This is a genomic window from Pseudomonas sp. 2FE, assembly GCF_005503735.1.
In the GTDB taxonomy this organism is placed as follows: domain Bacteria; phylum Pseudomonadota; class Gammaproteobacteria; order Pseudomonadales; family Pseudomonadaceae; genus Aquipseudomonas.
The window spans coordinates 628,672-652,889 of the sequence record NZ_SCMO01000001.1; the positions used below are offsets into that span (position 1 = coordinate 628,672).

The window sequence follows — 24,218 nt, forward strand, 5'->3', positions numbered from 1 at the left end:
GGAGAAGTGCATGCGGCGCTGGAACGGTTGGGGTGATGAGGCGACGGTAGTCGAGCTGCCGGCCCAGGGTGGGGCCTTCCTCGCCGCGCGTATCGGTGCTGGCCAGGTGTTGGCGGATGCCAGTTTGCCCAGCGTGATCGCCCAGGTGCCGGCCTCGCGCCTGGCGCCCCATGTACTGATAGTTACCGATGCCGAAGACCGTGTGCGCCACGCCCGTGGCCAGAGCCTGGCGGATTGGCTGGCGATGCGTGAAGGCAATTTCGAAGTGTTCCCGGATGGCGTGGCCTATCCCGAAACCTCCGCGCAGATTCGTCAGTTGCTGGCCTGGGCTGCCGAGCAGGATGTGCTGGTCATCCCTTACGGCGGCGGCACTTCGGTGGCCGGGCATATCAACCCGCAGCTCAGCAGCAGGCCGGTGTTGACGCTGTCGCTGGAACGCATGAGCCGTCTGTTGGAGCTGGATGAGCAAAGCCTGATCGCCACCTTCGGTCCCGGTGCGAACGGCCCGCAGGTGGAAAGCCAGTTGCGCGCCCGTGATTATACCCTCGGGCATTTTCCGCAGTCCTGGGAACTCTCCACCTTGGGTGGTTGGGTGGCCAGTCGTTCCAGTGGCCAGCAGTCGCTGCGCTATGGGCGGATCGAACAGCTGTTCGCCGGCGGCACTCTGGAAACCTTCGCCGGCCCGCTGCAGATTCCGACCTTCCCGGCCTCGGCTGCCGGCCCCGATCTACGCGAAGTGGTGCTGGGCTCGGAAGGGCGCTTCGGGATCATTTCCGAAGTGAAGGTTCGAGTGAGTAAGCTGGCGGAGCAAGAAAAGTTCTACGCGGTGTTCCTGCCGTCCTGGTCGCAGGCCCTGCAAGCGATCCGCATCCTGGGCCAGGCGCGGGTGCCGCTGTCGATGTTGCGCCTGTCGAATGCCCTCGAAACCGAAACCCAGCTGGCGCTGGCCGGCCACCCCGAGCAGATCGCCCTGCTGGAGAAGTACCTGGCCTTGCGTGGCGCGCGCACCGGCAAGTGCATGCTGACCTTCGGCGTCACCGGTAACCGTGCGCAGAATGCGCTGTCGCTGAAGCAGGCGAAGAAGCTGCTGAAAAGCTTTGGCGGCGTATTTACCGGCACCTTGCTGGGGAAGAAGTGGGCCGAGGGCCGTTTCCGCTTTCCGTATCTGCGCGAGGGCCTGTGGCAGGCCGGTTATGCGGTAGATACCCTGGAAACCGCCACCGACTGGTCGAACGTCGACCACCTGCTGAACAAGATCGAGGCCAGCCTGCGCGAGGGCTTGGCGGCCGAGGGCGAGCAGGTGCATGTGTTCACCCATCTTTCGCATGTCTACGGCGAGGGTTCGAGCCTCTATACCACCTATGTGTTCCGTCCGGCAGACAGCTACGCCGGCACCCTGGAACGCTGGAAAAAGCTCAAACAGCTGGCCAGCGAAACCATTGTCCATAACCGCGGCACCATCAGCCATCAGCATGGCGTCGGTCGCGATCATGCGCCGTACCTGCCGGTCGAGAAGGGCGAGCTGGGGATGGCGGCGCTGCGGGCGTTGGCCAGGCATTTCGACCCCGAGGTGCGCCTCAATCCTGGCGTGCTGATCCACGAATGAGCACCTGGAACGCCGCCTGGCGTGAGCAGGCGTTACCCGAACTGGCCGCGCGCGAGTGGGATCTGCTCGTGGTCGGTGGCGGCATCAGTGGCGCCGGGATTCTGCGCGAAGCCGCCCGGCGCGGTTGGAAGTGCCTGCTGATCGAGCAGCGCGACTTCGCCTGGGGCACCTCCAGCCGCTCGTCGAAGATGGTTCATGGCGGGCTGCGTTATATCGCCAAGGGGCAGCTCAAGCTGACCCGTGATTCGGTGCACGAGCGCCAGCGTCTGCTGAGCGAGGCGCCGGGCTTGGTCGACCCGCTGAGCTTCGTGATGCCGCACTACCAGGGGCAGTTTCCAGGGCCGAAAGTGTTTGGCGGCCTGCTGTCTCTGTATGACGCCCTGGCGGGTAAGCGCAACCATCGCTATTACCCGCTGCCACAGTTGCGCTACCTGGCGCCCGGTCTGAAAGAGGACAAGTTGCTCGGCGGCACGCGCTTCTTCGATGCGGTGACCGACGATGCGCGCTTGGTCATGCGCGTGCTCGGCGAGGCGCGGGCCGAAGGTGGCGAGGCGCTGAATGGCCTGAAAGTGCTCGAATTGTGCCGGGCCGATGGCCGCGTGACCGGGCTTGTGGCCGAAGATGTGGAAACTGGCCAGCGCCTCAGCTTCAAGGCGCGGGTGGTGGCTCAGGCTACTGGTGCCTGGGCCGATCAATTGCGCCTAAAAACCGGTAACGAGCAGATCCGCCCGCTACGTGGCAGCCATCTGTTGCTGCCCGCCTGGCGTCTGCCGCTGGCCCATGCGTTCAGCTTTATGCACGCCGAAGATGGCCGACCGGTGTTCGTCTTCCCCTGGGAGGGCGCAACCGTGATCGGCACCACCGATCTCGATCATAACGACGACCTCAACCTCGAGGCGCGCATCAGTGCTGTCGAAGTCGACTACCTGCTGGCGGCCTGTGCCCAGCAGTTCCCTGCGGCGCAGATAGGCCGCGGCGATGTGCTCTCGACCTGGGCCGGCGTGCGTCCGGTGATCGGCAGCGGGGTGCCGGGCAAGAACCCTTCGGATGAAAAACGCGAGCATGCGCTGTGGCTCGAACCCGGTTGCGTAACCCTGGCCGGCGGCAAGCTGACCACCTTTCGCCTGTTGGCCTTGGAGGTGTTGCAGGCCTGCGCGCCGATGCTCGGGAAAACCCTGGAAGATCAGGGCAGCGAGGTGTTCCGCCAGAGGGTGCCCGTGCCGCTGCCGCAGCTCTCACCCGGACAGCAACGACGCTTGGCCGGACGTTATGGCCGCGAGTTGCCGAAGCTGGCGGGTTTGCTCGAAGAGCTGGGCAGCGACCAGGTCGGCGCCACCGATACGCTCTGGGCCGAGCTGGCCTTTGCCGCGGAACACGAGTTGGTGCTGCACCTGGATGACCTGCTGCTGCGCCGTACCCGTCTAGGCCTGTTGCTGGCTGCCGGTGGCGCAGGCGAACTGCCGCGTGTTCGTCAACTGTGCCAGGCGCGCCTGGGCTGGGATGACGCGTGTTGGGCCGAGGAAGAACTGAAGTATCTACAGCTGTGGCAGCGTTGCTACAGCCTGCCGGCACAAGAATAAGAAGGCTGTCTACGTGAGCGAACAAAGCTACCTGCTGGCCATCGACAACGGCACCCAGAGCGTCCGCGCTCTGCTATTCGACCTGCAGGGCAACCTGCTCGGCAAGGGCAAAGTCGAGCTGGAGGCCTATTACTCCACGCAACCCGGCTGGGCCGAGCAGGACCCGGAGTATTACTGGCAGAGCCTCGGCGAAGCCTGCAGGCAGTTGTGGGAGCAGGTGCCGATCGACAAGAGCCTGATCAAGGGCGTGGCGCTGACCACCCAGCGCGGTACTGTGATCAATGTCGATGAGCGGGGGCAGCCGCTGCGTCCGGCGATCCTCTGGCTGGATCAGCGGCGGGCCGAGGTCGAAGGCAAGATCAAGGGCCCCTGGGGCTGGCTGTTCAAACTGATCGGCGAGGAGGCGACTGTGGATTACTTCCGCGCCCAGGCCGAGGTCAACTGGGTCGCCCAGCAACAGCCGGAAATCTGGGCGCAGACCCATAAGTTGCTGCTGCTCTCGGGTTTTCTCACCCATCGTTTGACCGGCCGCTTCGTCGACTCGGTGGCCTGCTGCGTGGCTTACCTGCCGTTTGATTACAAACGCCTGAAGTGGGCCGCGCCGAGTGACTGGAAGTGGCAAGCCATGCCGGTGCGCCGCGAGCAGTTGCCGGAACTGGTCAAGCCCGGTGAGCAGTTGGGCCTGATCAGTGCCCAAGCCAGTCGACACACCGGAATTCCCGAGGGCTTGCCGCTAATTGCCGCGGGGGCGGACAAAGCCTGTGAAGTATTGGGCGCCGGCGGGGTGGAGCCGAGCACGGCCTGCCTGTCCTACGGCACCACGGCGACGATCAACACCACGCGCAGCCAGTACCTGGAAACCATCCCGCTGATTCCGCCCTATCCGGCGGCGATTCCCGATCACTACAACACCGAAGTGATGATCTATCGCGGCTTCTGGATGGTCAGCTGGTTCAAGAAAGAGTTCGGTCTGCGCGAGATGCAGCGCGCCCAAAAGCTGGGCGTCGAGCCGGAGGCGTTGTTCGACGAATTGGTCAACAGCGTGCCAGCCGGCTCCATGGGCCTGCTGTTGCAGCCGTACTGGTCGCCGGGCATCCGTGAGCCGGGGCTGGAGGCCAAGGGTTCGATCATTGGCTTCGGCGATGTGCATACCCGTGCGCACCTTTATCGAGCGATTCTCGAAGGTTTGGCTTACGCCCTGCGGCAGGGCAAGGAGCAGATCGAAAAGCGCTCGGGCAGCAAGATCACGCGGCTGCGGGTTTCCGGCGGCGGTTCGCAGAGCGATGCGGCGATGCAGCTGACGGCGGATATCTTCGGCCTGCCCGCCGAACGGCCACATACCTACGAGACTTCCGGCCTGGGCGCGGCAATCGACTGTGCGGTGGGGCTCGGCCTGCATCCTGATTTCCCCACGGCGATTGCGGCTATGACCCGTGTCGGTCAGGTGTTCCAGCCCAATCCCCAGGCGCAACAGACCTATGAGCGCCTCTATAAAGAGGTCTATCAGCGCATGTACAAGCAGCTCAAGCCGCTGTACCAGAGCATTCGCGAGATCACCGGTTATCCGGCGTGATGCTGCCTCTTGCCCGGCGGGAGAGGGGTTGGGGGAGGCAGCGGCTTAGGCCTTGACCGCGGTTTACCCCAGCGGGCCAGCGGGTCGCTGGGATTCGCCAGCGCCTGCTGCTCGACAACTGAGCCGGGTGGATGACAGGGCGGGCTTGAGTGCCTGCCGGGCAATTCCGTATAAGGGTGTCTCGTTGATCTGCTGAACAGGACGCCGGCCCATGCTGCGACTTTCCACGCTCTACCGTTTCCCCCTTAAATCGGCCATTGGCGAAAGCCTGCCGCAGGCGCAGCTGGATGCCCTGGGGATGCAGGGTGACCGCCGTTGGATGCTGGTGGATGCGGCGAACGGCCGTTTCCTCACTCAGCGTGCGCTGCCGCACATGACTCAGCTGTCGGCGCGCTGTAATGCAGCCGGTGGCTTGACGCTCAACGCGGCGGGCTTTCCCACCCTGGAGGTGTCCTTGCCGGGTGCGGATGCCCCGTTGCGCGGTGCGTTTATCTGGAGTGACAGCCTGCAGGTCCCGGATGCCGGCGATGAGGCGGCCGCCTGGCTGAGCCGCTTTATCGGCAAGCCCTGCCGCCTGGTACAGGTCCCCGCCGAGCGTGCCCGCTGGGTCGAGGGCAGTCTGAGTGCGAATGAGAAGGTGGGGTTTGCCGATGGTTTTCCGCTGCTGCTGATTGGCCAGGCCTCGCTGGATGACCTCTGCGCGCGGGTTGGGCGGCCGCTGGAGATGCTGCGCTTCCGGCCGAATCTGGTGGTCGAAGGGAGCGAGCCCTATGCAGAGGACAGCTGGAAGCGCATCCGCATTGGCAGCGTCGAGTTTCGCGTGGCCAAGGGCTGCTCCCGCTGCATCATGCCGACCCTGGACCCGCTAACGGGCGAGCGCAGTGCCGATCGCGAGCCGCTGACCACCCTCAAGACCTACCGCGAGCGCGAGGGTGAGGTGTATTTCGGGCAGAACCTGATCAATGAAGGCACAGGCGAGCTGCAGGTCGGGATGGCAGTCGAAGTGCTGGAGTAGGGCGCTGCGTCACTTATCTCGTTTATGGGAGAGGGAGCATTAAAAAGGGCGCCGATTGGCGCCCTTTTTAGTAATTACTGATCGTCGAAAAAGCGTTCGTGCCAGTCCACCAGCGGCTGCGGAGCGTTGAGCTTCTGCCCGTAGATCACCGAGTAGGACAGCACGTTCTGCACATATTGGCGGGTTTCGTCGAACGGGATGGTCTCTACCCAAACGTCATAGGCCAGGTGCTTGGAGCCCTTCAGCCATTGCCGTACGCGACTCGGGCCGGCGTTATAGGCCGCGGAGGCAAGCACCCGGTTGCCGTTGAACTGGCCATGCACCTGGCTCAGGTAGGCGGCGCCCAGCTGGATGTTCTTGTCCGGGTTGAGCACCTGCTGCGGCGAGGCCAGTGGAATACCGAATTTACGCGCGGTGTCCTTGGCGGTTGTCGGCATCAGCTGCATCAGCCCGCTGGCCCCGACGCCGGAGCGGGCGTCGGCCATAAAGGCGCTTTCCTGCCGGGTAATGGCGAATACCCAACTGGAGTGCAGGCCGCGCACCTTGGCTTCGCGCACCAGGGTGGCGCGGTGGGCCATCGGGAAGCGCACATCCAAGTCATCCCAGTACTGCGCCAGGCTGATGGTGCGGATGGCCGGGAAATACCATTCCATGTCGTAAGCCAGGCGTGCCTGCGCGACCAGTTCCTCGCGGCTGAGCAGGCGGCTGACGTGGTACCACTCACGCCGGCCGTCGACGATTTGCCCGCGCGCGTGGAACTCCAGGGCGCGACGAATACCGGCGGTGTTGCGGACTTTCTGGATGACTCTCGGGTCCAGCAGCAGCGGCTTGTTATTCAGCTGGTAGGGTGCCTTGATCTGGTCGGCGGCCATAAAGCCGTAAAAGTCGCGCTCACGGGAAACCGGTAGGTACAGGCCGATCGGTTCCTGGCTGTTGGGCTGGGCCAGTTGCAGGCTGCGCGCCTGCCAATAGCGCCAGCGGTTGCTGTTGGCCAGTTCCGGCGGCAGGCGGCGGGTCAACTGGTAGGCCTCAGCCCAACGGCCGAGGCGCAGCAGCAGGCGCATCCGCCATTCGGAAACCGTGTTGTCACGCAATTCCGGGTCGTACTGGGTCATGATCGGCAAGGCGCGATTATCGAAGCGTTTGGCCAGGGTCAGGCCAATCTCGCGGGCGATGGCGACTTTTTCTTCGACCGAGAAGGGCAGGCGCTTGGCGTAGACATCCAGCAGCTCGATGGCCTTTTCTGGGTCTTGGCGGGCCAGGCGCCGCAGGCCCAGGCCGACCACATCGGCCATGCTTTGGCTGGCGGGAACGAAGCGTGTGGTCTGCTTCAGCAGCAGTGGCTTCTGTGCCACCTCAATCAGCAGCTGGCCTTGGCTGGCGAGGGTCGGCAGGGTCTTCACCAGATGACTGGCCAAGCCATAGTTACGGGCCTCGGCGGCCAGCTTCGCGCGTTTCCAGCGCTTGCTCTCGGTCAACTGGCCGGCTGCGGCCCAGCGCTCGAACAGCGGCTCGCAGGCCTCCGGCTGTGATTTGCCGACCAGCCAGAGTTTTTCCGCGCTGGCATAGCCTTCGGCAGTCATGCCATGGCCGAGTTGATACTGGCCATAGAGGCAGTCCAGCTCGGTGAAATTCAGCTTCGGGTCATAGTGATTGATAAAGGGTTGCCAGTCGCCGCGCTCGGCCAGCCAGCGCAGCCAGCGCAGCTTCATCCAACTGGCTTGGGGCAAGTCGCCGTGCTCGGCGAGGAATTTCTCGATTTCCGCGTTGCTGGCGGTTTTCAGCCGAGCGGTCAGTTCGTCATAGGCCAAATAGGGTTCTAGCGGGTAATCGCCGAGGACTTTGGCATACATCCGGTAGGGGCCAGCATCACCCTTGGCCAGGGCGCGCTTAGCCTCATCATAATATTGACGCTGCTGGGCGAGGCTGGCCGCATCGGCTGCATTGAGGGTGGCAGCCGAGAGAACTAGGCAGGAAAACAGGCTAAGCAGACGACCGCGCATGACACTTCCGAACAGAGAATTCTAAAAAGGCGAGGGTTTGAGCGACGCCAGAGGCGCCTAGCTTAGCCTTTTGCCCAGTGCTGGCGGAAGCGCCGCGCCATTCGGCTGGCCTGATTAAAAAAGGCCAGCAGGGCCCCGCTGCAACTCGGTAGAATGCGCGCCCAGTTTTGCAGATGCCTGTGGGCGTCTCTAAACATGTTTCGAGCGACGCTCAGGCACGGTGTCACAGCGCAGTTTACTCAGGCTAAACAAGCAGTTTGAGTCCGATAATCACACCGTCCGATCCCGCGCAGTAATTCTTAGAGGCGCCCATGACCCTGCTCAAGTTCACCGATGTTTCCCTGGCCTACGGCGCCATGCCGCTATTGGACCAAGTGTCCTGGCAAATTGCCCGTGGCGAGCGGGTCTGCATCATTGGCCGCAACGGCACGGGCAAATCCAGCCTGCTGCGCCTGGTCAAGGGCGATCAAATGCCTGACGACGGCGCGGTCTGGCGCGCGCCGGGATTGAAAATCGGCGAATTGCCGCAGGAACTGCCGCTCGCCGATGAACGCACGGTATTCGACGTGGTGGCCGAAGGCCTGGACGGTGTCGGCGCCTTGCTTGCGCAATACCATCACCTCAGCCAGAACATCCATACCGATGCCGATCTCGAAAAGCTCATGCATGTGCAGCATGACCTGGAATCGCGTGATGGCTGGCGCTTGCAGCAACTGGTCGACAGCACCCTGAGTCGCCTGCAACTGCCGGCGGACAAAACCCTGGCCGAGCTCTCCGGTGGCTGGCGTCGCCGGGTCTTGCTGGCTCAGGCACTGGTTTCCGAACCGGATCTGCTGCTGCTCGACGAACCGACCAACCACCTGGATATCGGCGCGATTGCCTGGCTGGAAGAGGCGCTGCTGGGCTTCCAGGGCGCGGTTCTGTTCATTACCCACGACCGTTCCTTCCTGCAGAACCTGGCCACGCGCATCCTCGAACTGGATCGCGGCGGCTTGATCGACTGGAACGGCGATTACGCCAGCTTCCTGGTGCACAAAGAGCAGCAACTGGCCGCCGAAGAGACCGCCAATGCGCTGTTCGACAAGCGTCTGGCGCAGGAGGAGGTGTGGATTCGCCAAGGCATCAAGGCGCGCCGCACGCGTAACGAAGGCCGTGTGCGGGCGCTCAAGGAGCTGCGCGTCGAGCGTAGCCAGCGTCGCGAGCGCACCGGTAAGGCCAACATTCAGTTGGACACCGCCGAAAAGTCCGGCAAGCAAGTGATGGTGCTCGAGAACGTCAGCTTCGCCCACCCGGGCGGTCCGATGCTGATCAAGGATTTCTCGATGGTCTTGCAGCGCCAGGATCGCATCGGCCTGCTCGGCGCCAACGGTACCGGCAAAACCACCTTGCTCAAATTGATGCTCGAGAACTTGCAGCCGACTAGCGGCAGCATCGAGGTGGGCACCCGCCTGGATGTCGCCTATTTCGATCAGTTGCGCCATCAGCTGGATCTGGAAAAAACCGTGATCGACAACGTCGCCGAAGGCCGCGATTTCATCGATATCGACGGCCAGAGTCGGCATGTCCTGAGCTATCTCGGCGACTTTCTGTTCAGCCCGCAGCGCGCGCGGACGCCGGTGAAGGCCTTGTCTGGCGGTGAGCGGGCGCGGCTGCTGCTGGCCAAGTTGTTCAGCAAGCCGGCCAACCTGCTGGTGCTCGACGAACCGACCAACGACCTCGACGTGGAAACCCTCGAGTTGCTTGAGGAAGTGCTGTTGACCTTCCAGGGCACCGTGCTGATGGTCAGTCACGACCGGGCGTTCCTCGACAACGTCGTCACCAGCACCCTGGTCTTCGAGGGCGAAGGGCGCGTGCGCGAATACGTCGGTGGCTACCAGGACTGGCTGCGTCAGGGCGGCTCGCCGCGTCTGCTGGGCGTCGGCGAGAATAAGGCCAGCAAAGCCGAAGCGGTGGCTGCGGCGGTGGTCGCCGAAGTGCCGCTGGAGGCTGCGCCGGCCGCGAAGAAGAAGCTCAGCTACAAACTGCAGCGCGAGCTGGAAGCTCTGCCGGCGCTGATCGATGCCCAGGAGGTGAAGATCGCCGCCCTGAATGCCGAGATCGCTGCGCCAACTTTCTATCAGCGCCCGCAGGACGAGGCGAATGCCACCCTGGCGCGCCTGGAAAGCTTGCAGCAGGAGTTGGATAAGTTGCTGGAGCGCTGGGCCGAGCTGGAAGCCTAATTAGCCTGTCGGAGACATAAATGGCCATCGAGTACCGCATCACCCTCGACGATAGTCACGAGTTCAGCTATCGGATCGAACTGGATCGTGACTATGACCCTGAGCGGGCGCCCGCGGCGCCGAGTTGGACGCGTCTGGAGCATCAGCAGTGCAGCAACTGCCCGCTCAAGCGCGAGGATTTCAGCCATTGCCCGGCGGCGGTGGATCTGCATCGGGTGATCGAAGATTTCCGTGGTCTGCCAGCCTTCAAAAAGGCGCAGTTCTGGGTGCGTACTCCCGAGCGCGAATACACCAAGCAGGCCGGGCTGGAAGAAGGGCTGCGCGCGCTGCTCGGGGTGATCATGGCCACCAGCGCCTGCCCGGTGTTGGGCCGGCTCAAGCCGATGGCGCAGAACCATCTGCCATTCGCCAATAGCCAGGAATTTACCCTGCGGGCCGTGTCGTTGTACTTGGCCCGGCAATACTTCAACTTTCGCGAAGGGCGGCAGGCGGACTGGGACTTGAAGGGCTTGGTGCGCCTGTTCCAGCAGTTGCAGCTGGTCAATCAGGCCTTTTGGCAACGCATTCACGACACCTGTGAAGGCGACTCGAACCTCAAGGCGTTCCTCTCCTTCTTCTCCATGTCCTCGAGCATGACCTATTCGTTGGAGACGCAACTACAGAAAATTCGCCCATTGCTGATGAGCACCGGAGAAGAGCTGGAGTAGGCTACGTCCGAGTGAGCCTACTCAGGATTGTTCTTATTCCGGTTTTTTCAGGCGCACCGCCAGGACGTCGCAGGGCGCGCCGTGCAGTACATCGTTGGCGGTGGAGCCGAGCAGCAGCGCCAGACCGTGGCGACCGTGGCTGCCGACCACGATCAGGTCGCAGTCCTGTTCCGCGGCGAGGCGGTGAATCTCCTGGCGTGGTTGGCCGTAGACCAGATGGCGGCGGTCGGTACCCAGCTTCGAGTATTTCCTGGCAAAACCATCCAGGCGTTCACGGGCCTGCTCGAATTGCTGCTGCTGGAGCGTCGACAGGTCCATCGGCACATCGCCGCCAAAGGCCATGGCCATGGGCTCGACTATATGCACCAGGGACAGCTTGGCTTGGCTGCTGGTGGCCAGCGCGTAGGCGCGCTGCATCACCGGGTCGCATTCTTCGGACAGATCAAGGGCGACCAGAATGTGCTGATAGGACATGGTGACTCCTCCTGAGATTGGCGTATGAACATAAGTATGGCTGCCATTAGCCGCTGACGGCGGACTTTTGCCTAGGGGATAGAACCTATGACCTTGTGGATCGTGGTAGCGCTCATGGCGGTAGTGCTCAGCCCGCTGGCCTGGTTGCGGCCTTCGCGGCGTCAGCAAGGGCAGATGGCCATGCGTATGGCTGCCCGTCGGATGGGCTTGGCGATGCAGTTGTCGCGCCAGGAGTGGCCGCATTGGTTGCCGCAGGAGCCGCCCAGCCCCTGTCCGCAGTACCACCGCGCGCGGCGTGCCGGGCATACGGACAGTTGGTGCTATTGGCAGATGGCGCCTGGGCAATGGGTCAATCAGTGGCGCGAGCCCTGTGCCGATGCGGCGTTGGCTGAACACTTGGCGAGCCTGCCGGCGGATGTGTTCAAGGTCGAGGCGGGTAAGCAGATGATCGCCCTGTGCTGGGGGGAGCGCGGAGAGCCGGAGACCTTGCAGCGGATTGCCGCGTTGCTGACGGCGCTGGCCTGAGGGGCAAAGAAAAGCCCGGTAGTCACACCGGGCGAGGTATATGGCCAGGCAGGCCGGAAAAGAGCAGTTCAGGCGGGCAAGCGTTTTAGAGTTTGGCTGCCGCGTACTGTGCGGAAACCCCTTCCAGGCCGTCGATGATGCTGTCTGAGTACTTGTTGACCACGAAGGGTACCGAGTTCTCGTTGTAATTCTTCAGCGATTTCTCGATATAGCGCCACTTGGTGTTGATCCCGCCCAGCGACTGGCGGATCTGCGGAGTGTTCTGCGCTGCGCGCTCCATGCTGGTCAGTTTGCCGGCGAACTCGTCGACCAGCTGGTCGATGGATTGGCTTTCGCCGCCACCGCCGAAGAAGGTTCCGCCGACTGAGGCGCTACGTGAAGCGTAGTCCACCGCGATGGCCTGCATCAGCAGGCTCTGCTCGCGACTTTGCTGGGTCAGCGGCGGGACATTGAGGCCGCTTTCCTGCTGAATCTTGCTGTACAGCTCGCTACTCAAGGCGATCAGCTGCTGGTTGCGCGTGGCCAGGTTGGCGATCGGCTGCAGGTCGGTGAAGCCCTGGTTTTTCAGGGTGCTGGTGAGGTTTTTGAGCTCGCCGGCATAATCGCTCCATTGCTGGCCGAGCTGGGCGCGCAGGGCTTTGGAGGCCTCGCCCGGCATCTCTGTGATCTCATTGAGACGGCTGCTGGCGTCTTGCAGCGACTCTTCAATCATTCGCGCATAGCGCTGATCACCCTCCATGCCGTTGTACATATAAAAGTCGCCCAGGCTTTTTTGTGCAGCCAGGCGCAATTGATGCAGCTTCAGCAGGTTGTCAGTGGGGGCTGCGGCACTGGCGGTGAAGGCGGGAAGGGTGGTAGCGAGCAAGGCGCTAAGCGAAATGGCAAGCAGACGGCTCGACATGGGTTACTCCGTGGTGCCCGTTGGGGGCTTTCATTTGTTGTTGTTTTGTCACGGCCGGTCTAAAGCGGCCATATTGAAACGACTGTACCCGGAGCTTGCCGATTTGGCTAGCTGTGCGCTGGATCACCCCTGTTCGCTGCTGAATAAGGCGTTATTGGCGCTGTTTATAGCGCCTGCAGAGAAGCTTTTGCGCCCAGGATCGGAACTTGATCGTGGGGCGACAAGGCTGCAGCGCCACAATTGACAAGTGCGCGTTTTTGCTCGAAGGTGTGCGCACCCGAATCAAACGGGCGTATGAATCGAGTGTTTGCCTTGTGCGGCACGGTTCATAAGAGCCCGAATATCGCGTCGGCGGGTGTGTCAGGCTGATTGAGGCTATCCTCGACGGTTCTGCTGCGGGTGACCCCGCTGCTTGGCGTCCGACGTGTACTGTTCAGCTTCCATACCGTGGAGATCAGTTGATGATTTACGAAGGTAAAGCCATCACGGTTAAGGCTCTTGAGAGCGGCATCGTCGAATTGAATTTCGACCTCAAGGGTGAGTCCGTCAACAAATTCAACCGTCTCACACTGGCCGATCTGCGCCAGGCGGTGGACGCCATCAAGGCAGATGGTTCGATCAAGGGCGTGATCGTCACCAGTGGCAAAGACGTGTTTATCGTCGGCGCCGATATCACCGAGTTCGTCGACAACTTCAAGTTGCCCGATGAAGAGTTGGTGGCCGGTAACCTCGAAGCCAACAAGATCTTCAGTGACTTTGAAGACCTCGGCGTGCCAACCGTTGCAGCCATCAATGGCATCGCTCTGGGCGGTGGTTTTGAAATGTGCTTGGCCGCGGATTACCGCGTCATCGCCGACAGCGCCAAAATTGGCCTGCCAGAAGTCAAACTGGGCATCTACCCGGGCTTTGGCGGCACCGTGCGTCTGCCGCGGGTTATCGGTACCGATAACGCCATCGAGTGGATCGCTTCCGGCAAGGAAAACAAAGCTGTCGACGCCCTGAAAGTAGGGGCTGTCGATGCAGTGGTTGCGGCCGACAAGCTGCAAGCCGCGGCTCTGGACCTGGTCAAGCGCGCCATCTCCGGCGAGCTGGATTTCAAGGCCAAGCGGCAGCCGAAGCTGGAAAAAATCAAGCTCAACGCCATCGAGCAGATGATGGCCTTCGAAACCGCCAAGGGTTTCGTCGCAGGCCAGGCCGGCCCGAACTACCCGGCTCCGGTCGAAGCGATCAAGACCATCCAGAAAGCTGCCAACTTTGGCCGCGACAAAGCCCTGGAAGCCGAAGCCGCCGGTTTCGTCAAGCTGGCGAAAACGTCTGCTTCGCAGAGCCTGGTCGGTCTGTTCCTGAACGATCAGGAGCTGAAGAAGAAGGCCAAGGGTTACGACGAAGTCGCTAAAGACGTGAAGCTGGCGGCCGTACTCGGCGCTGGCATCATGGGCGGCGGTATTGCCTACCAGTCCGCGGTGAAGGGCACGCCGATCCTGATGAAGGATATTCGCGAAGACGGCATCCAGATGGGGCTTAACGAGGCCTCCAAGCTGCTGGGTAACCGCGTCGCCAAAGGCCGCCTGACCGCTGCGAAGATGGCTGAAGCCCTCACCGCTATCCGTCCGACCATGTCCTACGGTGATTTTGGCAACGTCGACATCGTCGTCGAAGCCGTGGTCGAGAACCCGAAGGTCAAGCAAGCGGTATTGGCCGAAGTGGAAGACAAGGTCAAAGAGGACACCATTCTGGCCTCCAACACCTCGACTATTTCCATCAGCCTGCTGGCCAAGGCGCTCAAGCGTCCGGAAAACTTCGTCGGCATGCACTTCTTCAACCCGGTGCACATGATGCCCCTGGTGGAAGTCATCCGTGGCGAGAAGTCCAGCGAAGTGGCGGTTGCCACCACCGTTGCTTACGCCAAGAAAATGGGCAAGAGCCCGATCGTGGTCAACGATTGCCCAGGCTTTTTGGTCAACCGTGTGCTGTTCCCGTACTTCGGCGGCTTCTCCAAACTGATCGGCGCCGGCGTCGACTTCGTGCGCATCGATAAAGTCATGGAGAAGTTCGGCTGGCCTATGGGCCCGGCTTACCTCTCCGACGTGGTTGGCATCGACACTGGCCACCACGGCCGTGATGTGATGGCCGAGGGCTTCCCGGATCGTATGGCCGTCGAAGGTCGTACCGCCGTTGATGTGATGTACGAAGCCAACCGCCTGGGCCAGAAGAACGGCAAAGGTTTCTATGCCTACGAGATGGACAAGCGCGGTAAGCCGAAGAAAGTGGCTGACCCGGTTGCCTACGAAGTGCTCAAGCCGGTGATCACCGAACAGCGTGAAGTGACCGATGAAGACATCATCAACTTCATGATGATCCCGCTGTGCCTGGAAACCGTACGTTGCCTGGAAGACGGCATAGTCGAAACCGCAGCTGAAGCCGATATGGGCTTGATCTACGGCATCGGCTTCCCGCCCTTCCGTGGTGGTGCACTGCGTTACATCGACTCCATCGGTGTAGCCGAGTTCGTCGCCCTGGCCGACAAGTACGCCGACCTGGGCGCGCTGTACCACCCCACCGCGAAGCTGCGTGAGATGGCCAAAAACGGCCAGAGCTTCTTCGGTTAAGCGCGGAACGATAGAGCGAGAGTGAATTTATGAGCCTGAATCCAAGAGACGTGGTGATTGTCGACTTCGGTCGCACCCCGATGGGTCGTTCCAAGGGTGGCATGCACCGCAACACCCGCGCCGACAGCATGTCCGCACAATTGATCACTGGCGTGCTGGCACGCAACCCCAAGGTCGATCCGGCCGAAGTGGAAGATGTGATCTGGGGCTGCGTCAACCAGACCCTGGAACAAGGTTGGAACATCGCGCGCATGGCGTCGCTGATGACTCCGATCCCGCACACCAGCGCCGGCCAAACCGTCAGCCGTCTGTGTGGTTCCTCCATGAGCGCCCTGCACACCGCTGCGCAGGCCATCATGACCGGCAACGGTGACGTGTTCGTCATCGGCGGCGTGGAGCACATGGGCCACGTCGGCATGATGCACGGTGTCGATCCGAACCCGCATCTGTCCCTGTACGCCGCCAAGGCGTCGGGCATGATGGGCCTGACCGCCGAGATGCTCGGCAAGATGCACGGCATCAGCCGTGAGCAGCAGGATGCGTTCGGTGAGCGTTCGCACCGCCTGGCGCACAAGGCCACCGTCGAAGGCAAGTTCAAGGATGAAATCATCCCGATGCAAGGCTACGACGAGAACGGTTTCCTGAAAGTGTTTGACTACGACGAGACCATTCGTCCGGAAACTACTCTGGAAAGCCTGGCTGCACTGAAGCCTGCGTTCAACCCCAAAGGCGGCACCGTGACTGCAGGTACTTCCTCGCAGATCACTGACGGTGCTTCCTGCATGATCGTCATGTCGGCGCAGCGCGCCCAGGACCTCGGCATCCAGCCGATGGCCGTGATCCGTGCCATGGCGGTAGCGGGCGTTGACCCGGCAATCATGGGTTACGGCCCGGTGCCGGCCACGCAGAAAGCGCTGAAGCGTGCGGGTCTGAGCATGGCTGACATCGACTTCATCGAGCTTAACGAAGCCTTCGCCGCACAGGCCCTGCCAGTGCTGAAGGATTTGAAAGTGCTCGACAAGATGAACGAGAAGGTTAACCTGCACGGCGGCGCGATCGCCCTGGGTCACCCGTTCGGCTGCTCCGGCGCGCGTATCTCCGGGACCTTGCTGAATGTGATGAAGCAGAACGGCGGTACTTTCGGCGTGTCCACTATGTGTATCGGACTCGGCCAAGGTATCTCCACTATCTTCGAACGCATCTAAGCGTTTGACGATACGTAACCGGGGCCCAGTGCCCCGGTTTTTGTTTTGGGTTCGGTATTTTTTATTTTGCAGCAGCAAGGAGCGACATGATGCAGCTACAACCTGGTCTCTATCGTCACTACAAAGGCCCTGAGTACCGCGTGTTTGGGGTGGCTCGGCATTCCGAGACAGAAGAGCAGGTCGTGGTTTATCAGGCCCTTTACGGCGATTACGGCCTGTGGGTGCGTCCGCTGAGCATGTTCCGTGAAACCGTCGAGGTGGACGGGCAGGCCGTACCGCGCTTTGCTTTGATTCAGGCTGAAGCGGACCTCTTCGTGCAGCCCTGAGCTGAGATCGAACTTGCCGCACGCTTGACCTCACCTTGGTCACCACTATATATAGCGGTGCCGCGAGAGGCGCCTTCCGCCTTTCACTTCTCGAATTCAGGAAATTTCCGATCCATGGGCAAATCGCTGGTCATCGTGGAATCCCCGGCCAAGGCCAAGACCATCAACAAGTATCTGGGCAGCCAGTACGTGGTGAAGTCGAGCATCGGCCATATCCGTGACCTGCCTACCAGCGGTTCGGCTAGTGCCAGCAAAGAGCCGGTCAAACGTGGCAAGGCTGCCGCTGAAGCGCCGGTGCTGTCACCTAAGGAAAAAGCCAAGCGCCAGTTGGTAGCGCGCATGGGGGTCGATCCGGAACATGGCTGGAAGGCCAAATACGAGATCCTTCCGGGCAAGGAAAAGGTTGTCGAAGAGCTGCGCCGCTTGGCCAAGGATGCCGACACCATCTATCTCGCAACCGACTTGGACCGTGAAGGGGAGGCCATTGCCTGGCACCTGCGCGAGGCTATCGGCGGTGATGACAGCCGCTACAAGCGCGTGGTGTTCAACGAAATCACCAAGAAGGCGATTCAAGAAGCCTTTTCCCAGCCGGGCGAGCTGGATATCAACCGGGTCAACGCGCAACAAGCGCGCCGCTTCCTCGACCGGGTGGTCGGCTACATGGTCTCGCCGCTGCTGTGGGCGAAGATCGCCCGCGGCCTGTCCGCCGGCCGTGTGCAGTCGGTAGCGGTGAAACTGGTAGTCGAGCGTGAGCGGGAAATTCGTGCGTTCAACCCGGAAGAGTACTGGGAGATCCATGCCCATCTCGGCACCGCCAAAGGCGCCAATGTCCGCTTTGAAGTGGCGCGTGAGAATGGCGAGGCGTTCAAGCCGCTGAATGAACAGCAGGCCATGGCTGCGCTGGAGAAGCTCAAGGCTTCTAGCTACAGCATCGTCAAGCGTGAAGACAAACCGACCAGTAGCAAGCCGTCGGCACCTTTCATCACTTCCACCTTGCAGCAGGCGGGGAGCAATCGCCTCGGCTTTGGCGTGAAGAAGACCATGATGATGGCCCAGCGTCTGTATGAGGCTGGCTACATCACCTATATGCGTACCGATTCGACCAACCTCTCGGCCGATGCCGTGAGCATGGTTCGTGACTTTATCGAAGGCGAGTTTGGCAAGAAATACCTGCCCGCCAAGCCGAATGTCTACAGCAGCAAGGAAGGCGCGCAGGAAGCGCACGAGGCGATTCGCCCGTCCGACGTCAACCTCAAACCGACCCAGTTGTCCGGCATGGAGCGTGATGCCGAGCGTCTGTATGAGCTGATCTGGCGTCAGTTCGTCGCCTGCCAGATGCCGCCGGCGGAATACCTGTCGACCACCGTCAGCGTGGCGGCCAGCAAGTTCGAGTTGCGCGCCAAGGGCCGCATCCTCAAGTTCGATGGCTATACCCGTGCGCTGCCGCAGTTGAGCAAGCCAGGTGATGACGATGTGCTGCCGGACATGAGCGAAGGCGAAGTGCTGAAGTTGCTCAAGCTCGATCCGAGCCAGCACTTCACCAAGCCGCCGGCGCGCTACTCGGAAGCCAGCCTGGTCAAGGAGATGGAGAAGCGTGGTATTGGCCGCCCATCCACTTACGCCGCGATCATCTCGACGATTCAGGAACGCGGTTATGTAGCGCTGCACAACCGGCGTTTCTACTCGGAAAAAATGGGCGACATCGTTACCGAGCGTCTCTCCGAGAGTTTCTCCAACCTGATGGACTACGGCTTCACTGCCGGCATGGAAGAGCATCTGGACGATGTGGCCCAGGGCGAGCGCGAGTGGAAGCACGTGCTGGATGAGTTCTACGGCGACTTCAAGAAAAAGCTCGAAGTGGCTGCCGAAACCGACAGCGGCATGCGTGCCAATCAGCCGACGCCGACCGATATCGCCTGCCGCGAATGTGCCCGGCCGATGATGATTCGTACCGCCTCGACCGGCGTATTCCTCGGCTGCTCGGGCTACAGCCTGCCGCCGAAAGAGCGCTGCAAGTCGACCCTCAACCTAATCCCCGGCGATGAGATCGCCGCCGATGATGAAGGCGAATCCGAATCCCGGGTGCTGCTGGGCAAGCATCGCTGCCAGAAGTGCGGCACTGCGATGGATGCCTATCTGCTGGATGAGACGCGTAAGCTGCATATCTGCGGTAACAACCCGGATTGCACGGGCTATGAGATCGAGCAGGGTCAGTACCGGATCAAGGGCTATGAAGGGCCAAGTCTCGAGTGCGATAAGTGCGGCAGCCAGATGCAGTTGAAAACCGGTCGATTTGGTAAATTCTTCGGTTGCACCAATGCTGAGTGCAAGAACACCCGCAAGCTGCTGAAAAGTGGCGAGCCGGCGCCGCCGAAGATGGATGCGGTGAAGATGCCGGAGCTGAAGTGCGAGAAGGTTAACGACACCTACGTACTGCGCGATGGCGCTTCCGGTCTGTTTCTCGCGGCCAGCCAGTTTCCGAAGAACCGCGAAACCCGCGCGCCTCTGGTGCTGGAGCTGATTCCGCACAAGGACGAAATCGATCCGAAGTATCACTTCCTGATCGAGGCGCCGAAGAAGGACCCGGATGGGCGTCCTGCGGTGATTCGCTTCAGCCGCAAGACTCGCGAACAGTATGTACAGAGCGAGGTGGACGGTAAGCCCACCGGCTGGCGGGCGTTCTACGGCGGCGGGGCCTGGAAGGTCGAAGACAAACGCTAAGCGGGATCAGATAGAACGCGCGCCGGCCTTTGCTAGCGCGCGTATATTGACCGTATCTGCTGTGGAGGGCGCCGTAATGGCCCATGAACTGTATACCCGCACCAACCAAAAACTCTATTTTGCTGGCTTGGCCCTGGATGCCTGGCGCCAAGCAGAAGAGGGGCGTGCGATGAACGCCCAGGCGCTGATTCAGGCCGAGCGCGAGGCGGCGTTATTTCACCTGTACGGTGGGCTGCTAGGCCTTTGCCACGAAATCGCCGGCTATTACCGGCTGGCGGAGACCAATGTTCCGCGCGTGGAGCTAGTGCTGACGAAAGCCGTATTGGATACCGCGCCGAGCCCAGAGTTGGCTGAGCTGGTAGAACTGGCGCAGCAGTCGGAGACCTGGCTTGCCCAGTTGGTGGCAGCCTATGCGGCACTCTTTCAGCCGCCACAAGCGCCGAAAAAGGCGAAAATTGATCCGACGCTGCCCTTGATCGAGTCGCTCAGCCTGGATGAGGACGAGCCGCCACTGGCGCGTCTACTGCTGGAAGACTGGCGTCAGCAGCTCAAAGTGTTGGCCTTGCGTTTTCGTGAGTCGCTCAGCGAGTGCTGAGTTGGGTGGATAGGTGGGCTAGGGGAGAGGCCAAGCTGGCTGGTACACTAACGGCCTTTCGTGGAGATTAGATTTTATGCCTACATCCTTTCTTGAAATCGTCGAGTTGCCCGACGGGCGCATTGCCTTGCGTCGTGCAGAGGATGAAGAGGCGTTGGTAGTTCTAGATTTTTCTGCCGATGCCAAGGCCTTTCTGCAGGGTCACCATATTGAAGTCGCTAAAGCCATGCTGAATGTGGGCGTGCAAATGGCGGGTCGATTGGCTGAGGGTGATTTTGAGCGAGAAGATGGGCCGCGCGTACTTCACTGATCAGCGCGCGTTACTTCCCAATAGTTGATTGAGCGGTTCTTCCTGAAGCGCTCTTCTAGCGCGGCAAACCCTTCTGCCTCGGCATTTCTCTAGGCAAAGTAAATGTCTTTGTGTTGCGAGTGGCACATCCATGTGCCGATCAGCGGCTGAAATCGATCAGTGATCTTTAGCCCAGGCTGATATTCAGACTTTGTGCTTTGCCCAGGCAAGCGGCATCGGCAAGTTGCTGGCGCGCCGGACGCTGCAGCGGGTGCAGCCAGCTTACGACTGTATGGCTGCGGCCCAGGCGCAGAGCTTCGCAAGCAAGGCCTAGGGCGCTCTGTTCGCCACGTGGTTGGAGCAGGAGGATGCGTTCGCGGTTCAGTCCTGCATCGCGTAGCCAGGCTTGGGTCAGGCTTGCTGGTGGGGCGATCAGCGTTAGCCAGCGGGCATCTTTTTCCTGACTCAGTTCGCGCAGTATGGGTGCGAGCAGGTGTAGGCAATTCCCGGCAGCGCCGCGCAGCGACAGCTCGCTAAAGGTTTCCGGGTCATCAAACCAAGCTGATTCCACAGCTTCGGTTAACAGCGGTGTCACCGGTTGAGCCAGAAAGGCCTCGAACAGTGGAAGCTGCGTACGGTTCAGCGACTGCGGGAACTGCATAAAGTCTCCTTTAGCGGCGAATAACGCCGACACTCAAACCTTCGATCACCAGATCCTGTGCTTCCAGGTCCACTTCGATGGGCGCGAACTCAGGGTTCTCGGCAATCAGCCAGACCTTGTCGCCTTCGCGCTTAAAGCGTTTTACTGTCACTTCGTCATCAAGGCGCGCCACAACAATTTGGCCGTTGCGTGCTTCTTGGGTGGTGTGCACGGCGAGCAGGTCGCCATCGAAGATGCCGACGTCTTTCATGCTCATGCCGCGGACACGCAATAAGTAGTCGGCCCGTGGATGGAAGAACGCCGGGTTGATCCGGCAGGATTCTTCGATATGTTGTTGTGCCAGAATCGGTGCGCCAGCAGCGACGCGACCAATGATGGGCAGGCCATCTTCCTCATTGCTCGGCTCAAAACCGGGAATGCGGATGCCGCGTGAAGCACCTGGGGTCATTTCAATCGCGCCTTTGCGGGCGAGCGCTTTTAGGTGTTCCTCGGCTGCGTTGGGTGACTTGAAGCCGAGTTCCTGGGCAATCTCTGCGCGGGTCGGCGGGTAGCCGTTATCTTCAAGGCAGCGCTTGATAAAGGCGAGAATCTCAGCTTGGCGGGGCGTCAGTTTTAGCATTATTGAGCTCTGTCTTTTTATACAGTGACTGTGATTATATACAGTGATTGAGGCTTGGCAATCCTCCTTTTTGCAGCTTTGAAGCTTTTCTACTGGCAGCGGACGAGCAAGGACTGTTACTTCAGGCGCTTGGCGGACGTCTTGCAGTAAGCCTCTCTGTTATAAAAGTCAGTCTGTTATAAAAGTCCGTGACTGGCCGGCCGAAAGGCGGCTCATGCGACTTGACAAGGTTGCGGCTTGAAACGTATGTTTCAAACAAGTGTTTGTTAGGTGATGTCCAATGGCCCAGTCAGAAACCGTCGAACGCATCCTCGATGCTGCTGAACAGTTGTTCGCGGAGAAAGGTTTCGCTGAGACGTCGTTACGCTTGATCACCAGCAAGGCCGGGGTCAACCTGGCGGCGGTGAACTATCACTTCGGCTCGAAGAAAGCACTGATCCAGGCGGTGTTCTCGCGCTTCCTCGGGCCTTTCTGCGCCAGTCTCGAACGAGAGCTGGACCGCCGTCAGGCTAAAGCCGATCACAAAGCCAGCCTGGAAGATTTGCTCGAAATCCTGGTCGAGCAAGCCTTGGCGGTGAAGCCACGCAGTGGCAATGATCTGTCGATTTTCATGCGCCTGTTAGGGCTGGCGTTCAGTCAGAGTCAGGGCCACCTGCGGCGTTATTTGGAAGATATGTACGGCAAGGTGTTTCGCCGCTATATGCAACTGGTGCATGAGGCGGCGCCACGGATTCCACCCATCGAGCTGTTCTGGCGGGTGCACTTCATGCTCGGTGCGGCCGCTTTCAGCATGTCTGGGATCAAGGCGCTACGCGCCATTGCCGAGACTGATTTTGGTGTGAATACCTCGATTGAGCAGGTGATGCGCCTGATGGTGCCATTCCTCGCAGCGGGCATGCGTTCTGAAACCGGGGTGACCGATGAAACCCTGGCCAGCGCACAGCTCCGGCCGCGCAGCAAAACCGCAATCGCCACCGCCAAGGTTTGACGTCGAGCGGTGGGCGCAGCCGATGTGATCGGCTAAGCTAGCCGCCATGCGTGCCCTCGATCTTCTCCACATCTCTCTCGCCGACCAATGCCTGTACGGCTTTGCCAATGGGCAGCTGGTGCTGCGCCTGGCGGTTTCCACTGCACTGAATGGACCGGGTGAGCAAAACGGCTCCGGCTGTACGCCGCGCGGCCTGCATCAGGTGCGCGCGAAGATTGGCGAAGGGCTACCCGTGGGTGCGGTGCTGCGTGGGCGGCGTTGGACGGGCGAGGTCTGGTCTGAGGCGCTGAGCGAGCAGTTTCCCAACCGCGATTGGATTCTCACGCGGATTCTCTGGCTAAGCGGCTGCGAGTTGGGGCGCAATCGTCTCGGTGCCGTGGATACCTTCCGCCGTTATGTCTACCTGCATGGCACCCCGGACACTGAGCCGATGGGGATACCTGGCTCCCACGGCTGCATTCGCCTGCGCAATCGCGATGTGCTGGAACTCTTTCCCCGTGTGCCCGTCCACTGCGCTGTACAGATAGATGAAGCGCCGTGCCCGGCATGGGCGGCGGCCGAACTCAGCTAAGGATTTTGTTATGACTTCTGGCCTGCAAGGCTCATTGATGCTGGATATCGGTGGCACTTGGCTGACCGCCGAAGACCGCCAACTACTGCGCCAGCCGCAAGTGGGCGGTCTGATCTTGTTCGCGCGCAATATCGAGCATCCGCGACAGGTGCGGGAGCTGTCTGCGGCGATTCGTGCCGTGCGTCCGGATTTGTTGTTGGCGGTGGATCAAGAGGGGGGGCGAGTACAGCGTCTGCGCCAAGGTTTCGTGCGGTTGCCGGCGATGCGGGCGATTGCCGATAACGCTAATGCCGAGTGGCTGGCCGAGCAGTGCGGTTGGCTGATGGCTACCGAAGTGCTGGCGGTGGGGCTGGATCTAAGCTTTGCGCCGGTGCTCGATCTGGATTATCAGCGCAGTGCGGTGGTCGGTAGCCGTGCTTTCGAGGGCGACCCACAGCGGGCCACGCTGCTGGCCGGTGCCTTCATTCGCGGCATGAACGCGGCCGGTATGGCGGCGACCGGCAAGCATTTTCCCGGCCATGGCTGGGCGGAGGCGGACTCTCATGTGGCGATTCCCGTTGACGAGCGCAGCCTGGAGCAGATCCGCGCTAGTGATCTGCGGCCTTTCGCGGCATTAAGTCAGCAGTTGGCCGCGGTGATGCCGGCCCATGTCATCTACCCGCAGGTGGACAGCCAGCCGGCCGGTTTCTCCCGTCGTTGGCTGCAGGACATCCTGCGCGGTGAGTTGCAGTTCGATGGGGTGATCTTCAGTGATGACCTGTCCATGGCTGGCGCCCATGTGGTGGGCGATGCGGCGAACCGGATCGAGGCTGCCCTGACTGCGGGCTGCGACATGGGGCTGGTGTGCAATGAGCGCGGCGCCGCAGAACTGGCCTTGAGCGCTTTGCAGCGTCTGAAAGTGCAGCCGCCAGCGCGTCTGGCGCGGATGCGCGGCCAGGCTTTCCCGACCACCGAATACCGTCAGAGCCCGCGTTGGCTCCAGGCCATGGGTGCCTTGCAGGCCGCCCAGTTGATTGACTAAGGATAACGAA

At 61.2% G+C, this 24,218-nt stretch carries 21 protein-coding genes; 16 read left to right on the forward strand and 5 right to left on the reverse strand.

Annotated elements, in window-relative coordinates:
- Positions 1 to 10 precede the first annotated feature (10 nt).
- The 4 genes from FFS12_RS03035 (at position 11) to FFS12_RS03050 (ending at position 5,774) form a co-directional block, all read left to right on the forward strand.
- Positions 11 to 1,606 carry an FAD-binding oxidoreductase gene (locus tag FFS12_RS03035; RefSeq protein WP_137885462.1) on the forward strand — a complete coding sequence of 532 codons (1,596 nt, stop codon included), beginning with the start codon at positions 11 to 13 and terminating at the stop codon, positions 1,604 to 1,606.
- Positions 1,603 to 3,186 carry a glycerol-3-phosphate dehydrogenase/oxidase gene (locus tag FFS12_RS03040; RefSeq protein ID WP_137885463.1) on the forward strand — a complete coding sequence of 528 codons (1,584 nt, stop codon included), beginning with the start codon at positions 1,603 to 1,605 and terminating at the stop codon, positions 3,184 to 3,186. Before FFS12_RS03035 ends, FFS12_RS03040 begins: the two co-directional genes overlap by 4 nt.
- Before the next feature lie 13 nt (positions 3,187 to 3,199).
- Positions 3,200 to 4,759, forward strand: coding sequence for an FGGY-family carbohydrate kinase (locus tag FFS12_RS03045; RefSeq protein WP_137885464.1), 1,560 nt, complete (start codon positions 3,200 to 3,202; stop codon positions 4,757 to 4,759).
- A gap of 211 nt (positions 4,760 to 4,970) precedes the next feature.
- A complete protein-coding gene (locus tag FFS12_RS03050) occupies positions 4,971 to 5,774 on the forward strand; it encodes an MOSC domain-containing protein (protein ID WP_137885465.1) in 804 nt (267 codons plus the stop codon).
- Positions 5,775 to 5,848: 74 nt separating this feature from the next.
- Here FFS12_RS03050 and FFS12_RS03055 read toward each other — a convergent pair whose 3' ends face one another.
- The gene (locus tag FFS12_RS03055; protein WP_137885466.1) at positions 5,849 to 7,777 is read right to left on the reverse strand and encodes a transglycosylase SLT domain-containing protein; all 1,929 of its coding nucleotides are present in this window, start codon (positions 7,775 to 7,777) and stop codon (positions 5,849 to 5,851) included.
- A gap of 311 nt (positions 7,778 to 8,088) precedes the next feature.
- Here FFS12_RS03055 and FFS12_RS03060 point away from each other — a divergent pair, with 311 nt between their 5' ends.
- Both FFS12_RS03060 and FFS12_RS03065 read left to right on the forward strand, forming a co-directional pair.
- Positions 8,089 to 9,996, forward strand: a complete 1,908-nt coding sequence (locus FFS12_RS03060) for an ATP-binding cassette domain-containing protein (RefSeq protein WP_137885467.1) — start codon at positions 8,089 to 8,091, stop codon at positions 9,994 to 9,996.
- 20 nt (positions 9,997 to 10,016) lie between these two features.
- Positions 10,017 to 10,703: a hypothetical protein gene (locus tag FFS12_RS03065; protein WP_137885468.1), complete on the forward strand. Its 687-nt coding sequence runs from the start codon at positions 10,017 to 10,019 to the stop codon at positions 10,701 to 10,703.
- A 33-nt stretch (positions 10,704 to 10,736) separates the two neighbouring features.
- Here the strand turns inward: FFS12_RS03065 and FFS12_RS03070 are convergent, their stop codons facing one another.
- Complete coding sequence (locus FFS12_RS03070; protein WP_137885469.1) at positions 10,737 to 11,177, reverse strand: universal stress protein; 441 nt, start codon at positions 11,175 to 11,177, stop codon at positions 10,737 to 10,739.
- An 87-nt stretch (positions 11,178 to 11,264) separates the two neighbouring features.
- On the opposite strand from FFS12_RS03070, the gene FFS12_RS03075 reads away from it, so the two are divergent.
- Positions 11,265 to 11,702: a hypothetical protein gene (locus tag FFS12_RS03075; protein ID WP_137885470.1), complete on the forward strand. Its 438-nt coding sequence runs from the start codon at positions 11,265 to 11,267 to the stop codon at positions 11,700 to 11,702.
- Between the two features lie 85 nt (positions 11,703 to 11,787).
- Here FFS12_RS03075 and FFS12_RS03080 read toward each other — a convergent pair whose 3' ends face one another.
- Positions 11,788 to 12,603 carry a hypothetical protein gene (locus FFS12_RS03080; RefSeq protein WP_137885471.1) on the reverse strand — a complete coding sequence of 272 codons (816 nt, stop codon included), beginning with the start codon at positions 12,601 to 12,603 and terminating at the stop codon, positions 11,788 to 11,790.
- Positions 12,604 to 13,064: 461 nt separating this feature from the next.
- On the opposite strand from FFS12_RS03080, the gene fadB reads away from it, so the two are divergent.
- The 6 genes from fadB (at position 13,065) to FFS12_RS03110 (ending at position 20,369) form a co-directional block, all read left to right on the forward strand.
- Positions 13,065 to 15,212: a fatty acid oxidation complex subunit alpha FadB gene (fadB, locus tag FFS12_RS03085; protein ID WP_137885472.1), complete on the forward strand. Its 2,148-nt coding sequence runs from the start codon at positions 13,065 to 13,067 to the stop codon at positions 15,210 to 15,212.
- A 29-nt stretch (positions 15,213 to 15,241) separates the two neighbouring features.
- Positions 15,242 to 16,417, forward strand: a complete 1,176-nt coding sequence (gene fadA / locus FFS12_RS03090; RefSeq protein WP_137885473.1) for an acetyl-CoA C-acyltransferase FadA — start codon at positions 15,242 to 15,244, stop codon at positions 16,415 to 16,417.
- A gap of 89 nt (positions 16,418 to 16,506) precedes the next feature.
- Positions 16,507 to 16,743, forward strand: a complete 237-nt coding sequence (locus FFS12_RS03095; protein WP_137885474.1) for a DUF1653 domain-containing protein — start codon at positions 16,507 to 16,509, stop codon at positions 16,741 to 16,743.
- 114 nt (positions 16,744 to 16,857) lie between these two features.
- Positions 16,858 to 19,464, forward strand: coding sequence for a type I DNA topoisomerase (gene topA, locus FFS12_RS03100; protein WP_137885475.1), 2,607 nt, complete (start codon positions 16,858 to 16,860; stop codon positions 19,462 to 19,464).
- A gap of 76 nt (positions 19,465 to 19,540) precedes the next feature.
- On the forward strand, positions 19,541 to 20,059 hold the full coding sequence (locus FFS12_RS03105; RefSeq protein ID WP_137817884.1) for a DUF6586 family protein: 519 nt from the start codon (positions 19,541 to 19,543) through the stop codon (positions 20,057 to 20,059).
- Between the two features lie 76 nt (positions 20,060 to 20,135).
- The gene (locus tag FFS12_RS03110; RefSeq protein ID WP_137817883.1) at positions 20,136 to 20,369 is read left to right on the forward strand and encodes a hypothetical protein; all 234 of its coding nucleotides are present in this window, start codon (positions 20,136 to 20,138) and stop codon (positions 20,367 to 20,369) included.
- Between the two features lie 166 nt (positions 20,370 to 20,535).
- Here the strand turns inward: FFS12_RS03110 and sulA are convergent, their stop codons facing one another.
- On the reverse strand, positions 20,536 to 21,009 hold the full coding sequence (sulA, locus tag FFS12_RS03115) for an SOS-induced cell division inhibitor SulA (protein ID WP_137885476.1): 474 nt from the start codon (positions 21,007 to 21,009) through the stop codon (positions 20,536 to 20,538).
- 10 nt (positions 21,010 to 21,019) lie between these two features.
- The gene (gene lexA / locus FFS12_RS03120) at positions 21,020 to 21,628 is read right to left on the reverse strand and encodes a transcriptional repressor LexA (protein ID WP_137885477.1); all 609 of its coding nucleotides are present in this window, start codon (positions 21,626 to 21,628) and stop codon (positions 21,020 to 21,022) included.
- Between the two features lie 280 nt (positions 21,629 to 21,908).
- Between lexA and FFS12_RS03125 the strand changes: the two genes are divergently transcribed.
- From FFS12_RS03125 to nagZ, 3 genes are read left to right on the forward strand one after another with little or no spacing between them, the layout of a single operon-like run.
- Positions 21,909 to 22,616 carry a TetR/AcrR family transcriptional regulator gene (locus tag FFS12_RS03125; protein ID WP_137885478.1) on the forward strand — a complete coding sequence of 236 codons (708 nt, stop codon included), beginning with the start codon at positions 21,909 to 21,911 and terminating at the stop codon, positions 22,614 to 22,616.
- A gap of 46 nt (positions 22,617 to 22,662) precedes the next feature.
- Positions 22,663 to 23,187 carry a L,D-transpeptidase gene (locus FFS12_RS03130; RefSeq protein ID WP_137885479.1) on the forward strand — a complete coding sequence of 175 codons (525 nt, stop codon included), beginning with the start codon at positions 22,663 to 22,665 and terminating at the stop codon, positions 23,185 to 23,187.
- Positions 23,188 to 23,209: 22 nt separating this feature from the next.
- On the forward strand, positions 23,210 to 24,208 hold the full coding sequence (gene nagZ / locus FFS12_RS03135; RefSeq protein ID WP_171011818.1) for a beta-N-acetylhexosaminidase: 999 nt from the start codon (positions 23,210 to 23,212) through the stop codon (positions 24,206 to 24,208).
- Positions 24,209 to 24,218: the final 10 nt, after the last annotated feature.

What these genes read in the sequence shown, in the direction of transcription:
- FFS12_RS03055 (WP_137885466.1), bottom strand. Translation starts at nt 7,777, where the DNA reads ATGCGCGGTCGTCTGCTTAGCCTGTTTTCCTGCCTAGTTCTCTCGGCT.
- FFS12_RS03065 (WP_137885468.1), top strand. Translation starts at nt 10,017, where the DNA reads ATGGCCATCGAGTACCGCATCACCCTCGACGATAGTCACGAGTTCAGC.
- FFS12_RS03105 (WP_137817884.1), top strand. Translation starts at nt 19,541, where the DNA reads ATGGCCCATGAACTGTATACCCGCACCAACCAAAAACTCTATTTTGCT.
- fadA (WP_137885473.1), top strand. Translation starts at nt 15,242, where the DNA reads ATGAGCCTGAATCCAAGAGACGTGGTGATTGTCGACTTCGGTCGCACC.
- fadB (WP_137885472.1), top strand. Translation starts at nt 13,065, where the DNA reads ATGATTTACGAAGGTAAAGCCATCACGGTTAAGGCTCTTGAGAGCGGC.
- sulA (WP_137885476.1), bottom strand. Translation starts at nt 21,009, where the DNA reads ATGCAGTTCCCGCAGTCGCTGAACCGTACGCAGCTTCCACTGTTCGAG.
- FFS12_RS03040 (WP_137885463.1), top strand. Translation starts at nt 1,603, where the DNA reads ATGAGCACCTGGAACGCCGCCTGGCGTGAGCAGGCGTTACCCGAACTG.
- FFS12_RS03050 (WP_137885465.1), top strand. Translation starts at nt 4,971, where the DNA reads ATGCTGCGACTTTCCACGCTCTACCGTTTCCCCCTTAAATCGGCCATT.
- FFS12_RS03035 (WP_137885462.1), top strand. Translation starts at nt 11, where the DNA reads ATGCGGCGCTGGAACGGTTGGGGTGATGAGGCGACGGTAGTCGAGCTG.
- FFS12_RS03070 (WP_137885469.1), bottom strand. Translation starts at nt 11,177, where the DNA reads ATGTCCTATCAGCACATTCTGGTCGCCCTTGATCTGTCCGAAGAATGC.
- FFS12_RS03130 (WP_137885479.1), top strand. Translation starts at nt 22,663, where the DNA reads ATGCGTGCCCTCGATCTTCTCCACATCTCTCTCGCCGACCAATGCCTG.
- topA (WP_137885475.1), top strand. Translation starts at nt 16,858, where the DNA reads ATGGGCAAATCGCTGGTCATCGTGGAATCCCCGGCCAAGGCCAAGACC.
- FFS12_RS03095 (WP_137885474.1), top strand. Translation starts at nt 16,507, where the DNA reads ATGCAGCTACAACCTGGTCTCTATCGTCACTACAAAGGCCCTGAGTAC.
- FFS12_RS03125 (WP_137885478.1), top strand. Translation starts at nt 21,909, where the DNA reads ATGGCCCAGTCAGAAACCGTCGAACGCATCCTCGATGCTGCTGAACAG.
- FFS12_RS03060 (WP_137885467.1), top strand. Translation starts at nt 8,089, where the DNA reads ATGACCCTGCTCAAGTTCACCGATGTTTCCCTGGCCTACGGCGCCATG.
- FFS12_RS03080 (WP_137885471.1), bottom strand. Translation starts at nt 12,603, where the DNA reads ATGTCGAGCCGTCTGCTTGCCATTTCGCTTAGCGCCTTGCTCGCTACC.
- lexA (WP_137885477.1), bottom strand. Translation starts at nt 21,628, where the DNA reads ATGCTAAAACTGACGCCCCGCCAAGCTGAGATTCTCGCCTTTATCAAG.
- FFS12_RS03110 (WP_137817883.1), top strand. Translation starts at nt 20,136, where the DNA reads ATGCCTACATCCTTTCTTGAAATCGTCGAGTTGCCCGACGGGCGCATT.
- FFS12_RS03075 (WP_137885470.1), top strand. Translation starts at nt 11,265, where the DNA reads ATGACCTTGTGGATCGTGGTAGCGCTCATGGCGGTAGTGCTCAGCCCG.